The organism is Myroides fluvii (assembly GCF_009792295.1).
GTDB lineage: Bacteria > Bacteroidota > Bacteroidia > Flavobacteriales > Flavobacteriaceae > Flavobacterium > Flavobacterium fluvii_A.
On sequence record NZ_CP039934.1, the window covers coordinates 3,402,157 to 3,417,149 of the forward strand.

General features: G+C 37.1%; 13 protein-coding genes and 1 pseudogene. 4 read left to right on the top strand and 10 right to left on the bottom strand.

From position 1 onward, the window contains the following. Positions 1-7: 7 nt before the first annotated feature. Both dnaX and FBR08_RS15050 read right to left on the bottom strand, forming a co-directional pair. The gene (dnaX, locus tag FBR08_RS15045) at positions 8-1,093 is read right to left on the bottom strand and encodes a DNA polymerase III subunit gamma/tau (protein ID WP_158963566.1); all 1,086 of its coding nucleotides are present in this window, start codon (positions 1,091-1,093) and stop codon (positions 8-10) included. Between the two features lie 47 nt (positions 1,094-1,140). Continuing rightward, on the bottom strand, positions 1,141-1,836 hold the full coding sequence (locus FBR08_RS15050; protein WP_158963567.1) for a DUF4294 domain-containing protein: 696 nt from the start codon (positions 1,834-1,836) through the stop codon (positions 1,141-1,143). 79 nt (positions 1,837-1,915) lie between these two features. On the opposite strand from FBR08_RS15050, the gene FBR08_RS15055 reads away from it, so the two are divergent. Continuing rightward, entirely contained in the window at positions 1,916-3,007 is a 1,092-nt protein-coding gene (locus tag FBR08_RS15055) for a M42 family metallopeptidase (protein WP_158963569.1), read from the top strand. On the opposite strand, the gene FBR08_RS15060 is transcribed toward FBR08_RS15055, so the two are convergent. Next, positions 2,963-3,373, bottom strand: a complete 411-nt coding sequence (locus FBR08_RS15060; RefSeq protein WP_199268608.1) for a hypothetical protein — start codon at positions 3,371-3,373, stop codon at positions 2,963-2,965. The genes FBR08_RS15055 and FBR08_RS15060 overlap by 45 nt on opposite strands. A gap of 213 nt (positions 3,374-3,586) precedes the next feature. Here FBR08_RS15060 and punC point away from each other — a divergent pair, with 213 nt between their 5' ends. After that, a complete protein-coding gene (gene punC, locus FBR08_RS15065; RefSeq protein WP_158963571.1) occupies positions 3,587-4,765 on the top strand; it encodes a purine nucleoside transporter PunC in 1,179 nt (392 codons plus the stop codon). Positions 4,766-4,994: 229 nt separating this feature from the next. Here punC and FBR08_RS15070 read toward each other — a convergent pair whose 3' ends face one another. Next, complete coding sequence (locus FBR08_RS15070) at positions 4,995-5,480, bottom strand: hypothetical protein (protein ID WP_158963573.1); 486 nt, start codon at positions 5,478-5,480, stop codon at positions 4,995-4,997. Between the two features lie 286 nt (positions 5,481-5,766). Between FBR08_RS15070 and FBR08_RS15075 the strand changes: the two genes are divergently transcribed. After that, positions 5,767-6,303 (top strand): hypothetical protein, encoded by a 537-nt coding sequence (locus FBR08_RS15075; RefSeq protein ID WP_158963575.1) that lies wholly within the window; start codon positions 5,767-5,769, stop codon positions 6,301-6,303. Between the two features lie 109 nt (positions 6,304-6,412). On the opposite strand, the gene FBR08_RS15080 is transcribed toward FBR08_RS15075, so the two are convergent. The 5 genes from FBR08_RS15080 to FBR08_RS15100 all read right to left on the bottom strand — a co-directional run bounded on the left by FBR08_RS15080 (position 6,413) and on the right by FBR08_RS15100 (position 14,167). Next, positions 6,413-7,678: an aminotransferase class I/II-fold pyridoxal phosphate-dependent enzyme gene (locus tag FBR08_RS15080; RefSeq protein ID WP_158963578.1), complete on the bottom strand. Its 1,266-nt coding sequence runs from the start codon at positions 7,676-7,678 to the stop codon at positions 6,413-6,415. A 233-nt stretch (positions 7,679-7,911) separates the two neighbouring features. Then, positions 7,912-10,317: an alpha-ketoacid dehydrogenase subunit alpha/beta gene (locus tag FBR08_RS15085; protein WP_158963580.1), complete on the bottom strand. Its 2,406-nt coding sequence runs from the start codon at positions 10,315-10,317 to the stop codon at positions 7,912-7,914. A gap of 237 nt (positions 10,318-10,554) precedes the next feature. After that, positions 10,555-11,190 (bottom strand): nitroreductase family protein, encoded by a 636-nt coding sequence (locus FBR08_RS15090; protein WP_158963582.1) that lies wholly within the window; start codon positions 11,188-11,190, stop codon positions 10,555-10,557. A gap of 10 nt (positions 11,191-11,200) precedes the next feature. Beyond that, positions 11,201-12,154 (bottom strand): phosphoribosylaminoimidazolesuccinocarboxamide synthase, encoded by a 954-nt coding sequence (locus FBR08_RS15095; protein WP_158963584.1) that lies wholly within the window; start codon positions 12,152-12,154, stop codon positions 11,201-11,203. A 27-nt stretch (positions 12,155-12,181) separates the two neighbouring features. Then, positions 12,182-14,167 (bottom strand): alpha-ketoacid dehydrogenase subunit alpha/beta, encoded by a 1,986-nt coding sequence (locus tag FBR08_RS15100; RefSeq protein WP_158963586.1) that lies wholly within the window; start codon positions 14,165-14,167, stop codon positions 12,182-12,184. Positions 14,168-14,434: 267 nt separating this feature from the next. On the opposite strand from FBR08_RS15100, the gene FBR08_RS15105 reads away from it, so the two are divergent. Continuing rightward, on the top strand, positions 14,435-14,539 hold the full coding sequence (locus tag FBR08_RS15105; RefSeq protein WP_158963588.1) for a 30S ribosomal protein THX: 105 nt from the start codon (positions 14,435-14,437) through the stop codon (positions 14,537-14,539). Positions 14,540-14,626: 87 nt separating this feature from the next. Here the strand turns inward: FBR08_RS15105 and FBR08_RS15110 are convergent. Continuing rightward, positions 14,627-14,791 (bottom strand): annotated as a pseudogene (locus tag FBR08_RS15110) (Fic family protein); the annotation flags it as partial. Positions 14,792-14,993: the final 202 nt, after the last annotated feature.

The following is a 14,993-nucleotide window of genomic DNA, read 5'->3' on the forward strand; positions in this document are numbered from 1 at the left end:
ACTGGAATTATGAAAGATTTATCTTTTTTTTTTCGCCTTCATAAGATAAAGACGCCAATTTCATTAAACACAGTTCTACTAATAATCGTTGATTCTGACTCGCTTTATACTTTAAATCTGCTTCATTTGCCAAGTCAATTGCTTCCAATAAAAGAGCAACACTTGCTTTCTGTGCCTGCTCGTCAAACAATTGTCTTCCGTGCTCCCCTACTTCTAAAAGAGCGGCTGTTTCTGGCGTTTTACAAACCATAAGATTTCTAAAATGAGAAGCTAAGCCTGCAATAAAGTGCTGTGCATCAAATCCTTTGGCCAATATCGAATCAAAAGAAGTGAGCAAAGAGGGAATATTATTAGCTAGAATCAAGTCGGTTACGCGAATATAGTACTCAAAATCAAGTACATTTAAGTTTTCGGCAACAGCTTGTCTTGTCAAGTTTTTTCCACAATAAGACACCACACGGTCAAAAATAGACAAAGCATCTCGCATAGCTCCATCTGCTTTTTGTGCAATAATACGCAAGGCATCATTTTCATAAGTTATGCCCTGACTATTGGCTACTAAAGCCAAATGATCCGCCGCATCGGCGATGGTAATTCTCTTAAAGTCGAATATTTGGCAACGCGATAAAATCGTCGGTATAATTTTGTGTTTTTCTGTAGTTGCTAAGATGAAAATAGCGTGACGAGGTGGTTCTTCTAAAGTCTTTAAAAAGGCATTAAATGCTGCGGTTGACAACATGTGAACCTCGTCAATAATATACACTTTGTACTTTCCTGTTTGTGGGGGTATACGCACCTGGTCAATTAGATTTCGAATATCATCCACCGAGTTATTTGACGCCGCGTCTAATTCAAAAACGTTAAACGTAAAATCTTCCGTAGGATCATCATACCCCACCTGGTTGATTTTACGAGCCAAAATACGCGCACAAGTGGTTTTCCCAACTCCTCTAGGTCCGGTAAACAACAAGGCCTGCGCTAAGTGATTGCTCTCTATAGCATTTACTAAGGTATTGGTAATGGCTTGTTGCCCTACAACTTCTTGAAAAGTTTGTGGTCTATATTTTCTTGCTGATACGATAAATTGTTCCATAAAATCACTATTACTGCAAAGGTAGCTTAATTTTTAGAAAGCCAAAACTATTCCCTCAATTCCAATGGAAAAAACTCTTCTTCTGAAATTTTGATTTCCCACATTTTTCTCAACGCATTAAAATCGATTTTTTGCTTGCCGCTGCTGCGCTCTAATTGATAGGTGTAGAATAAAAATTGCAATTGGGTTTCCAAATAAAAATCTTGTAAATTACTATCGGGATGATACTCAGACTTTAAGTCTAAATCAAAGGTTCTTGCTGTTGTATTAGACCAAAAAGCCGTCCATCCGCTTCTAAATTCCTTTATGAGCTTAAAGGTCGTTTCTCCCGTTTCTCGGTGTATTAATTTCAACAAAACTTTCCCGTCTTTTCGAGATAATTTTTTTAATTTCTCCTTAAACTGACTCTCTAAATATTTTTGCGAGCGTTTGATGTATTGTCGCTTTTGTTTATTGGTCTCTAATTTTTCTAAATTTTCATTGAGGATCATTAAATTTTCTGCGGTAGCACGAGCATAAGGATAAACTCGGCGAATGCGATTGCGCAAGATATTCATATCCTGTCGATATTGATCTTCTTTCGCATTGGATCCAATGTAAATCTCTGGAATACTATACTTTAAAGTATCGTCTTCTATTTCAATCATCGGCACTAAACTAGGCACAGCTTGTAACTCCTTTTCCTGAGCCTGGGCGGATGTAAAACTAACGATGACAATAAAAAAGAAATATAGCTTTTTCATAGGTAAAAAATATAACCAAATGTAAAGAATTAGATTGAGTATTTCCAAGCGAATCAGTACATTCGTGTAAAAAATAATCATGGATAAAAATACAATATTAAATCAGGACTCCCTACATTTTTTAACGGACTACTTGAATAATGCTTCTCCAACAGGACATGAACATGTAGGTCAAAAACTGTGGATGAATTATTTAGAACCCTATGTAGACACTTTTATTACGGATACCTATGGCAATGCCGTAGGCGTTATTAATCCTGATGCCCCTTATAAAGTAGTTATTGAAGGACATGCAGATGAAATTTCATGGTATGTGAAGTACATTACAGAAGATGGGTTTATCCATGTTGTTCGCAATGGAGGTAGTGATCACATGATTGCACCTTCTAAGCGCGTAAATATTCATACTCCTAAGGGAATTGTTGAGGGAGTATTTGGTTGGCCAGCAATTCACATTAGAAATAGAGCTGGTAAAGAAGAATCACCAAAAATTGAAACCAATTTTATTGATGTTGGATGCGACAGCAAACAGGAAGTTTTAAATTTAGGCATTCATATTGGCTGCGTCATTACCTACCCGGATACATTTACGGTATTAAACAACAAACGCTGGGTTTGTAGAGCCTTAGATAATCGCATTGGCGGATTTATGATCGCGGAAGTTGCTCGCTTATTAAAAGAAAATAAGAAAGAATTACCTTTTGGGCTTTATATTGTTAATGCAGTACAGGAAGAAGTAGGATTACGTGGAGCAGAAATGATTACGCAAACCATCAAACCGAATGTGGCGATTGTAACGGATGTTTGCCACGACTCTAATACCCCGATGGTTGATAAAAATATCGAAGGTGATAATACCATTGGAAAAGGACCTGTAATTGCTTATGCCCCAGCCGTACAGAACAACCTACGCGCCTTGATTGAACAAACCGCTGAGAAAAATGAAATTCCCTTTCAACGCAATGCCTTGTCACGCGTAACAGGAACGGATACAGATGCTTTTGCTTATAGCAATGGCGGCGTAGCTTCAGCGCTAATTTCATTGCCTTTGCGCTATATGCACACCACAGTGGAAATGATTCACCGACACGATGTTGAAAACACCATTCAATTGATTTACCACACCCTATTGGAAATCGAAAACGGCGAGACCTTTTCGTATTTTAAATAGGTGATTCGTTGACAGTTGACGGTTGACGGTTGACGGTTGACAGTTGACGGTTGACAGTTGACGGTTGACAGTTGACGGTTGACAGTTGACGGTTGACAGTTGACGGTTGACAGTTGACGGTTGATAGTTGACGGTTGACGGTTGATAGTTGATAGTTGATAGTTGATAGTTGATAGTTGATAGTTGATAGTTGATAGTTGTGGGTTGATTTTTCTGATTTAAGGATATATCCTTTAATCGATAATCTGGCGAAAAAGCAACTAGCAAAAAAGCAAACCTAAAGGTTGACGGAAAATCATCACTAATAGACAAACCATTCCTGTGTAAGGGATGGTTTTTTCTTTTAAAGTAATAATTTGCTATCAAAGACAATCTTCTTTTGACCGGTATATGGGGTATCCGTCTTGATTTTTTGTTTCTTTTGTATCAAGACAAAAGAAAGTATGGTTTTTAGAAAATTGTCTTTTTAAAAGAATGTTGTAAGAACAAGTAAGCTTAGATCAGAGAAAACTAAACGGTTCAGTGATTACCAATTTCCTATAAAAGTGTATCTTCGCGGATTAATTTTTTTCAACCTATATGCCTAAACAAAATAAAAACAACTTTTTATTCCTGGTGTACTTAACAGGATTAAGTATTATTGGATTCCTTGCAACCGATATGTATCTACCCGCTTTTGAGCAAATGCGAGTAGATTTGGATACTACAAAAAGCAACATTAGCGCAACCTTAAGTCTATTTTTAGCAGGTTATGCTATTGCTCAACTATTATGGGGGCCTATTTCTGATAAAGTAGGAAAGCCCAAAACAATCTTAATGGGATTGAGTATTTTTATCCTTTCGTCTCTAGCTATTTTTTTCACTTCTAGTGTAACTGCTTTTCTAATTTTGCGATTGATTCAAGCCATTGGAGTTTGTGCCGCTGCAGTTAGTTGGCAAGCGCTCGTCATAGAGCGTTACCCCAAAGAACAAACGAATCGAGTTTTTGCCACCATCATGCCTTTAGTAGCTTTATCACCCGCCCTAGCCCCTTTATTAGGCGTTTATTTACTCGAGCACTTTGGTTGGCGTTCTATCTTTATCACTTTAGCCCTTATCGCTATCGCGCTAATGCTTTATACTTTTACCATTCAGCATAAAAAAGCAACGGCAGACAGTCCTTCAAAAAAGGATACAACACCACCCTCCCTATCGTATTGGAGGCTTTTACAATCCAAAGCGTATGTAGGCAACGTCATGATTTACGCCTGTTGTTCTGCTGCTTTCTTTGCGTGGTTAACGGGATCTCCTTTCTTTCTAAAGGAAATGGGATATAGCGAAGGTGAAATTGGCTTTAGCTTTGTTCCACAGACGATTGCTTTCTTAATTGGTGGTTTTGGGTATCGAACCCTTGCTCCAAGAGTAGATGGCACAAAACTAATCGCCTACTTTGTTTCGCTATTTGCTATAGCCATTGTCATTACAGCTGCTTTGGCTATATTCACTACACCGACCCTAACGAGTTTGTTAATTCCTTTTTGTTTTATGGCGTTAGCCAATGGTGCATGCTACCCTATTGTGGTAGCTGAAGCATTGAAATTATTTCCCGAAAATTCTGGAAAAGCGGCAGCCCTACAAAATACCATTCAATTGGGAATGTGCTTTATAGCTAGCGCTATAGTATCACTATTTTCCAAAGACGCCTTATTTTCAACAGCTTTAGTTATGGTTGGTACCATTCCACTTGCCTTTTGGGCCTATAATTGGACAAAAAAGTAAACTAACCTATCGCATTCTTACTATAAAAGGGTCTTTCGCTAGCGAAAGACCCTTTGTGTTTATGCTTATTTCTTCTTTTTTCCTTTGCTAATTGTAAGTAGACCTGAATCCCTTAATAGTAAAAAACAGAGGTTTTATGTATCTCCCTATTTTCTCTATCAACAGCTTTTTTAGTACCTTCCATTTTAACTCAGTCTTTTTTTATCTTTTCTCTTCTTGTTTCTTGCGCTTATTCAATCAAGAATCGAATATCCTTATTAAATTTCTTGTCAACCACTAAAACTGCATACGGATAAACGGCTTGAGCGAGTTCTTTTTCTTCCTCTTCTAAGCAATAAATCAATTCAATAACATCGCCTTTCTCTTTTATACTGACAATTTTAAAGGATGTTTCCAATGTACTAGGCAATCCAACTAAAGCCAAAACAAAGGATTTGGAGAAGTCTACCTCTTGTGATTCCTCTTGTTTAGTGTTGCGATCAAACAATCGATCAAAGTGGGCTTTACTTGTGATTTTAACGTGTTGAACACCTACCACATGTCCCTTGTTCTTTAATACATAGTTTCCATTCAACTGAAAGGGAACTTCCGTTGATTGATATAATTTAATTGTTCCTTCTTGCTCAATTGGCGTGTTTTTTACACGTTCTTTCTTCTCTCCCATACACTGTACAAAGAGAAAACTTAGACCTAAAATACAAATTATCCTTTTCATGCTCTATTTTATAGCTATAACGCTTCGGCTAAACAAAAACGTATAGCAAAGCTACATTTTATTTTTAATTAAAATTCACTTAAATGTGTTAACAAATTTAAGAATAAATAATTTTACATCAACTTTAAAAAGCAATTTTTATTAAACTTAATTGAAGTCAAAGTATAAATTACTAAAAAAGCAAAAAATAAACCATTTTTATTCCTTTATATGAGTTTTAACCTACAATAAAGGGAATCATGTAAATTAATACTGTATGTTTGATAATTAAATTAAAGAAGGAGACATGTGCAGATATTCCATGACAACGTACAAGCCTCATTATGCTTGTTTTGATTGTCAAAAAACCTTTAAACGACGCTTGTGGAAGGACATTAGAAAAGGGGATCTCGTTAATTCCGCTGCTAAATGCCCACAATGTGGAAATTTAATGGCCGATATGGGCAAGGATTTTGAAGCGCCAAAAAAAGGAGACGACAAAGCGTGGAAACACATCAAAGATTTATATCAAGTGGGATTCATTTGGTATTCTTGTGGTTGTGTAGGACCAGGTTATATTCCGCGAGATTACGAGGCTTTACTTCTATATTTTACAACACTTAAGACGTCCTATGAAAAGGAACTTCTATTTTGGAGAGCTCGAATAGAACCCGAAACAAAAACAGAGCGAATTAAAGATGATCAGCGCAACTGGCATAAGTATTACAAAATAAAACCCAACAGAAAAAAAGGGGGGATTACCAATCAAGAGGGGATTGATTATTGGATAGCTAAAATTAAAGAAGTAGAAGAGAAAATACTTTTTTTAAGAGAAAAGAAATAAGTGAAGAGGAATCGGGATATTTTAGACCTGAAGGCCATCCTCTTGTAAAGAAGAGGTTATACCTAGAGGCAAAAAAAACTCGAAACATTGTTTCGAGTTTTTTTATTCTTTATGCATTTGACACATCTACTGTTGTTTCAGCAGCTATGCGCTTGTATGTTCCGTTTTCTAACTTCTCGCGAATTGCTTCGTAAGCTGATAGGGTTTCTTGGATATCTTCCATTGTATGCGTTGCTGTAGGGATCATTCTCAACAAGATAATTCCCTTTGGAATTACTGGATAAACAACGATTGACAAGAAAATATTGTAATTTTCACGTAAATCATTTACCATCACCATTGCTTCAGGAATACTTCCTTCTAAGTAAACAGGTGTTACACAAGTGTTGGTATCTCCAATATTGAATCCTCTATCTTTTAATCCATTCTGTAAAGCATTCACATTTTCCCATAACTTAGCTTTAAGTTCTGGTTGTGTACGCAATAAATCTAAACGCTTCAATGCACCTTTTGTGAAAATCATAGGTAATGATTTTGCAAACATTTGCGAACGAAGGTTGTATTTTAAATAATCGATAATGTCTTTATCAGCTGCAACGAATGCTCCGATACTAGCCATTGATTTAGCAAACGTAGAGAAGTAAACATCAATACCATCTTGACATCCTTGCTCTTCTCCTGCTCCTGCTCCTGTAGCACCTAAGGTACCAAAACCATGCGCGTCATCAACTAGCAATCTAAAGTTATATTTTTCTTTTAAAGCAACGATTTCTTTCAACTTTCCTTGTTGCCCACGCATACCAAACACACCTTCTGTGATTACTAAAATACCTCCACCTGTTGTTTCAGCCATTTTCGTAGCACGCTCTAAGTTCTTCTCAAAACTCTCGATATCGTTGTGTTTATAAGTAAAGCGTTTTCCCATATGTAAACGCACACCATCAATAATACAAGCATGTGAATCAACATCATAAACGATAACGTCATTCTTCGTTACCAAAGCATCAATAATAGACACCATTCCTTGGTAACCGAAGTTTAGTAAATAAGCAGCTTCTTTTTGAACAAAAGCAGCCAACTCATCTTGAAGTTGTTCGTGTACAGTAGTGTGCCCAGACATCATACGAGCGCCCATTGGATAAGCCGCACCATATTCAGCAGCAGCTTCCGCATCTACTTTTCGTACTTCTGGATGATTTGCCAACCCTAAGTAATCGTTGATACTCCAATTGATTACTTCTTTTCCATGAAACATCATACGATTTGATAAAGGTCCTTCAAGTTTAGGGAAAACATAATATCCTTCAGCTTGAGATGCCCATTTTCCTAATGGTCCTTTATTCTTTTGTATTCTGTCAAATAAATCATTTACCATAATATAACTATGTTTAAAAAAACAATTGCAAAATTACTCATATTTTGTATGCTTTCATAATAAATTAAAGAGAATTTCTTCACTTATAGATTATTTAATATTCCTATTTCCCCTAAAACTACAAGAATTTAGTAATATATAAAACAAATAATTCGTTTAGAAACACACAATTTATAAATTAAATTTATCAAATAAACAAAAACCTCTCAAATTGAGAGGTTTTTACTTTATTTTTAATACAGTTTAGGAAACTTTGTTGGGTTTACTTCATGCATTAATTCATATACTTTTTCGAATACATCTTCAACAGATGGCTTGCTAAAATAATCTCCATCGGTTCCATACGCTGGTCTATGTGCTTTCGAAGTTAAGGTTTGAGGTTCGCTATCTAAATAACGGTATCCTTTCTGCACTTCTAAAATTTGCTGCAACAAATAAGCCGATGCTCCACCAGGTACATCCTCATCCACAACCAATAGGCGATTCGTTTTAGCTAAACTTTTCACTACATCTTGGTTGATGTCAAATGGCAATAGGGATTGTGCATCAATGATTTCAACATCAATTCCAATTTCCAATAATTCTTTTGCTGCTTGTTCAACAATGCGCAAGGTTGATCCATAGGATACAATCGTCAAATCACTACCTGTTTTAATTGTTTCCACAACTCCAATAGGCGTTTTGAATTGTCCGATATTGTTTGGCATTTTCTCTTTCAAGCGATATCCATTCAAACACTCAATTAACAAGGCTGGCTCGTCGCTTTCTAATAGTGTATTATAGAAACCTGCTGCTTTTGTCATATCTCTTGGAACCAATACATGCATTCCGCGGATTGCATTGATAATCATTCCCATTGGAGATCCAGAGTGCCAAATTCCCTCTAAACGATGCCCACGTGTACGCACAATTAAAGGCGCTTTTTGACGACCTACAGTTCTATATTGTAGCGTAGCTAAATCATCACTCATGATTTGAATAGCATACAACAAATAGTCTAAGTATTGAATTTCTGCAATTGGACGTAGTCCACGCATTGCCATACCAATTCCCTGTCCTAAAATTGTCGCTTCGCGAATTCCCGTATCGGTTACGCGTTCTTCCCCATGTTTTTCTTGTAATCCTTCTAATCCTTGGTTTACGTCTCCGATATTACCTGAATCCTCTCCAAAAACAGTTACATTTTTGTGATTAGCCAAGATATAATCAAAGTTATCGCGTAAAATTACACGGGCATCCACCTCTTCTGCATCAGCATCATAGGTTGGCGCTACTGCTTGAATATTTTCTGCTTTTTGATCCGAAACTGAGAATAAATGAGAGCTGTATTTTGGTTGAACAGTCGCATAGTATTTCTCAATAAATTGAATCAATAAACTTTTGCTTCCTTCTTGAATAATCAAACGCAATACCTTGCGTGCTGTAATCATTACATCACGGCGAATAGGCTCTTTTGTACCTTGTAAATCAGCAATGTGTTTTTCAATAAATACTTTGTTGGGACTTTGAGCAGCAACTTGTTGTAAAACAGCAACTAACTCATTGCGTTCTGCAATAATTGGATCCAAGTAGTTTTTCCAAGCCTCTTTCTTACCGTCTAATACTTGTTTTTTCAAGTCTTTATCTAGTACGTCTAACTCTTCTGCAGTAGCGATATTGGATTCAATCATCCAATTTCTCATTTGCAGGATACAGTCTTGTTCTGCTTCCCAAGCTAAGCGCTCTTTGCTTTTGTAACGCTCATGAGATCCTGAAGTTGAGTGTCCTTGAGGCTGCGTTAATTCTTGTACGTGAATCAACACTGGAACGTGCTCTTCTCTAGCGACTTGAGCTGCTTTAGCATACGTTTCTACTAAGGCTGGATAATCCCATCCTTTTACGCGTAAAATCTCATATCCGTTTCCATGCTCATCGCGTTGGAAACCTTTTAAAATTTCAGATATATTTTCTTTTGTTGTTTGGTATTTGGCGTGCACTGAGATTCCATATTGATCATCCCAAACACTCATTACCATCGGCACTTGTAATACTCCAGCTGCATTGATCGTCTCAAAAAACAACCCTTCAGAAGTAGATGCATTTCCAATCGTTCCCCAAGCTACTTCATTTCCACTAACTGAAAATTGTTGATCTTTATCTGCGTCTGGAATCGCTCTATAGTATTTTGAAGCTTGTGCAAGTCCAAGTAAACGAGGCATTTGCCCAGCAGTTGGAGAAATATCTCCACTCGAGTTCTTTTGCTCTGTTAGTTTCTTCCAGTTCCCATTTTCATCTAAACTATGTGTTGCAAAGTGTCCTCCCATTTGGCGCCCACCTGACATTGGATCATTTTCAATATTGGCATCACCGAATAAACCAGCAAAAAACTGTTGGATATTTAACTGACCAATTGCCATCATAAAGGTTTGATCGCGGTAGTATCCGGATCTGAAATCTCCATTCTGAAAAGCTTTAGCCATTGCTAATTGTGGTACTTCTTTTCCATCTCCAAATATCCCAAACTTAGCTTTACCTGTTAAAACTTCACGACGACCTAGTAAACTACATTCTCTACTGATCTTTGCAATTGTATAATCTTGAATAACCTCTTTCTTAAAATCTTCAAAAGAAAGTGCTGTGTTTTTTTTATTTTGACTCATCGCGTAATCTAATATTTTACAGGATACGAATATAAAATAATCCAAGCAAAAAAGCTAATTTAAACCCAAGTAAAATTGTGAATTCCCACACTAATTCTTTGAACTTAACAAGCTAAAACATTAAAATAAATAAGAATTTAAAAATCATATCTTAAAAAAAAGCTTTTGATTACTAAATCCTCAACTTGCTAAAAAGAAAAAAGCCTTTGTTTTCATCAACAAAGGCTTTTTTAAAATTTATTCGATAACGGTTAACATCGACGCTAAAGGAAATCTCACTTTCTTCATCGGCATCAACCAATCATTTTCTGCATCTCTTTCTCCTAAAGCTAAGATTGTAACACTCTTCAATCCCTTTTTATCCAATCCTAAGAAGGCATCCAATTGATCATTGTGAAAACCTTCCATTGGAGAGGCGTCAATTTTCAATTCTGCTGCTGCTGCAATTGCCATTCCAAAAGCGATATACGCTTGTCTGGCAGCATGTTGAAACTGTTGTTCTTGCGTTTGTCCTTTAAAATTAGCTTTAATGCTATTTTTGAAATCGTCCATCTCCCCTTTTGGCAAGGCTCTGATGGCTTCCATATTGTCAAAAACAGCGTCAATACGCGCTGCTGTATAGCTATCCCAAGCGGCAAAAATCAAAAGATGCGAACATTCTTTGATTTGCATTTGGTTCATCGCAATAGGAAACAACTGCTCTTTTACTTCTTGGTTTTTAACCAAAATCATTTCGAAAGGCTGTAATCCAGATGATGTAGGCGCCAAGCGAGCAGCTTCTACAATTTGCATTACGTTGTCATCTTCTAACTTAACTGCGCTATTATAGCGTTTTGTAGCATAGCGCCACTGTAAATTATCTAATAATGTCATGTTCTAATTTTTAAATTTTAGACAAAAAAGCCGCTACATTGGTTTCAATTCGCTGATCGATATTCGAAACATCTGCTTTTACAAAAGGCTCTCCTAAAATATGTTCATACAACTCAATATAGCGCTCTGAAATAGTTTGAATGTATTCGTCGGACATTTCTGGTACTTGTTGTCCTTCTTTTCCTTGGAAATCGTGACTAATTAACCATTGACGAACGAATTCTTTTGACAATTGCTTTTGAGGTTCTTCCTTCGCTTGACGCTCTGCGTATCCTTCTGCATAGAAATAACGCGAAGAATCTGGGGTGTGAATTTCGTCAATCAATACAATCTTTCCTTCTTTGGTTTTGCCAAATTCGTATTTTGTATCTACGAGAATCAATCCTCTTTGAGCCGCAATTTCACTTCCTCTTTGATATAAGGCTCTTGTATACTGCTCCAAAACAAGGTAATCTTCTTCTGAAACAATACCACGAGCGAGAATATCTTCTCTGGAAATGTCCTCATCGTGCAACCCTAATTCCTCCTTCGTTGAAGGGGTGATAATCGGTTGTGGCAATTGGTCGTTTTCCTTTAACCCTTCAGGCAAGGCAACACCACACAATACTCTTTTTCCTTCTTTGTATTCTCTAGCCGCATGTCCTGCTAAATAGCCTCGAATTACCATTTCCACCTTAAAAGGTTCACAAATATGCCCAACTGCAACATTGGGATCAGGACTAGCAATCAGCCAATTCGGCACGATGTCTTCAGTCAGCTGCATAAATCGCGTTGCAATTTGATTCAATATTTGTCCTTTGTAAGGAATCCCCTTAGGCATAATCACGTCAAAAGCAGATAAACGATCCGTTGCTACCATAACCAAAACTTGGTCTGCAATGGTGTAAACTTCTCTTACTTTTCCGTGGTACACACTTTTTTGGTTTGGAAATTTAAAATTAGTCTGTGTGATTGTGTTACTCATATATGTATGTTGTGTAGTTCTTTCTGTTTAGTACGCTAATAAATCCAATAGCGCGGTTTCAAATCTACCTTTTGGCAAATATTGATCTTCTAAAGCTTTCACAAATGGGATGGCTGTTTCGATACTTCCTACGCGTTTTACTGGCGCGTCTAAGTGTTCAAAACAGTTTTCCATAATCATTGCTGATAGGTCACTTGCAATACCTCCAAATAGAGTGTCTTCTTGCAAAATTATAACTTTATTTGTTTTCTTTACTGATTTATATACAGTTTCTGTATCTAACGGTTGTAAGGTACGCAAGTCAATTAAATCGGCTTTGATTTCCGGGTGTTTCTCCAATGTTTCTAACGCCCAGTGTACTCCTGCTCCAAAAGAGACAATCGTTACATCTGCTCCTTCTTTTACTAAAGCCGCTTGACCAAATGGAATGGTATAATAGTTGCTCGGTACATCTTGGTAAATACTTCTGTACAATTGCTTGTGTTCGAAGAAAATAACCGGGTTAGGATCGTTAATTGCAGTATTCATCAATCCTTTTGCATCTATTGGGAATGCAGGATAAACTACTTTCAATCCTGGTGTTTTTGTAAACCAAGCTTCATTGGTTTGCGAGTGGAAAGGCCCAGCTTGTGTTCCTCCTCCACATGGCATACGCACCACTACATCGGCTTTTTCATTCCAACGGTAGTGTACTTTTGCCAAATAGTTTACAATTGGGTTGAATCCAGTTGACACGAAATCGGCAAATTGCATTTCCATAATTGCCTTTCCTCCGTTGATTGAATATCCCATGGCAGCAGAAACGATTGAACTCTCACAAATTGGCGTGTTGCGAATGCGTCCTTTGCCAAATTGCTCTACGAATCCGTCGGTTACTTTAAATGCTCCTCCATATTCTGCAATATCTTGTCCCATGATGATTAACTCGGGGTGTTTCTCGAACGACTGTTTTAATCCTTCTGAGATTGCATCGATTAAACGAATGTTTTTCATCTCCCCACTTGCTTCTACGTGTTCATAGGTAAATGGTGCGTACATATCATTCATTTCCGTTTCCAGATTCGCTTGGATTGGCTCCTCTTCTTGGGTGCGTTTCCAATCGGTATCGATTTCTTTTTTGAATGCCGCTCTAATTTCCTCATCTAAAGCATCGGTTAAAACACCGATTTCTTTTAAGTAAGCGCGGTAATTTTCAACTGGATCTTTCTTCTCCCACATGTCCATCAACTCCTGTGGAACGTATTTCGTACCACTCGCCTCTTCGTGTCCTCTTCTTCTAAAAGTCAAGAACTCCACCAATACGGGACGTGGGTTTTCGCGCATTGATTTTGCCAATGCGTCAATCTTTGTATAGACTTCCAAAATGTCATTTCCATCGATGATGTGGCTTTCCATTCCATACCCAATGCCGCGATCAGCTAAGTGCTCACAACGGTATTGTTCGTTTGTTGGCGTTGATAAACCATATCCGTTATTCTCGATAACAAACAACACGGGTAAATCCCAAACAGAAGCTACGTTTAAGGCTTCGTGAAAATCTCCTTCTGAAGTTGCGCCTTCTCCTGTAAATACAGCGGTAATTTTCTTTTCTTCACGCAATTTATGAGCTAAGGCGATTCCGTCTGCCACACCTAATTGTGGACCTAAATGCGAAATCATCCCTACGATATTAAACTCTTGGGTACCGAAGTGGAACGAGCGATCTCTTCCTTTTGTAAAACCTTCTCCTTTTCCTTGCCATTGTGAAAACAAACGGTACAACGGAATATCTCTAGAGGTAAAAACACTTAAATTACGGTGCATAGGCAACACATACTCATCGTTCTCTAAAGCAGCTACAATACCGACCGATATTGCTTCTTGCCCAATTCCAGAAAACCATTTCGACACTTTTCCTTGACGGATTAAAATAAGCATCTTTTCTTCAATCATTCTTGGTTTCAATAGCCTTTTATACAGCTCAACTAACGTTTGATCCGATAGGTCTTTTCGGTTATAATCTATATGTTTCATAATTGGTTTTAAAGGGCACTAAAATAAAGCTTAAATAGGAACTCTACAAACTAATTTGCACAACATTTTGCCACTAAATTTTCACCTCCTTTTCCAAGGAAGTTATTTCCTTCTTCACTCCTTCTTCACTCCTTCTTCAATTTTGCATTCAACAAGCACCAGAAGAAACAAAACAACTGATTCTTAAACTTTTAGACTCTTAAAGCTTATCCTTTGGATTAAAATTCGTATCTTGGAGAATCGAATGTTAAACTTTAATTTTTTATTATGGGAAAAGGAGATTTAAAAACAAGAAGAGGGAAGATTGTAAATAAATCATATGGTCGTAGAAGACCGAGAAAGGCTAACAAACCTACTTCTTCTAAAGGATAATAAATAGAAAAAACAAAGCGGATATCTCAAAAAGACATCCGCTTTGTTTTTTATTGCCCTTGTGATTTACTTTCTTTTACAAGTCTGATTCCCTTCAATGCGAAGAGAAGAATGAATCGTTTTAATTTGATTTTCTTTTCTTAACGTTGGGTTTGTTTTGATGATATACTTTGCATTAACTGCTCCAATTTTTTCTGAAATGGAAGAAATATACTTTAAGATTGTTGCTGTTATTTCATAAGGCAGCTTCATTGATACTATCATTTGATACTATCACAAAGTTAAACATTTAATTCATCAGTGATGCCTAATCATATAAAATTAGGAAGAATACGGGGGCGCGGATTTAAGGTTGTAATCCGTGCCTTTTATATCCTATAAACAATACTTGATAGCGAAGATTGCACTCGAGGCATCAGCCGAATGGAACGAAGTCAAATTCGCGCGATCCGAG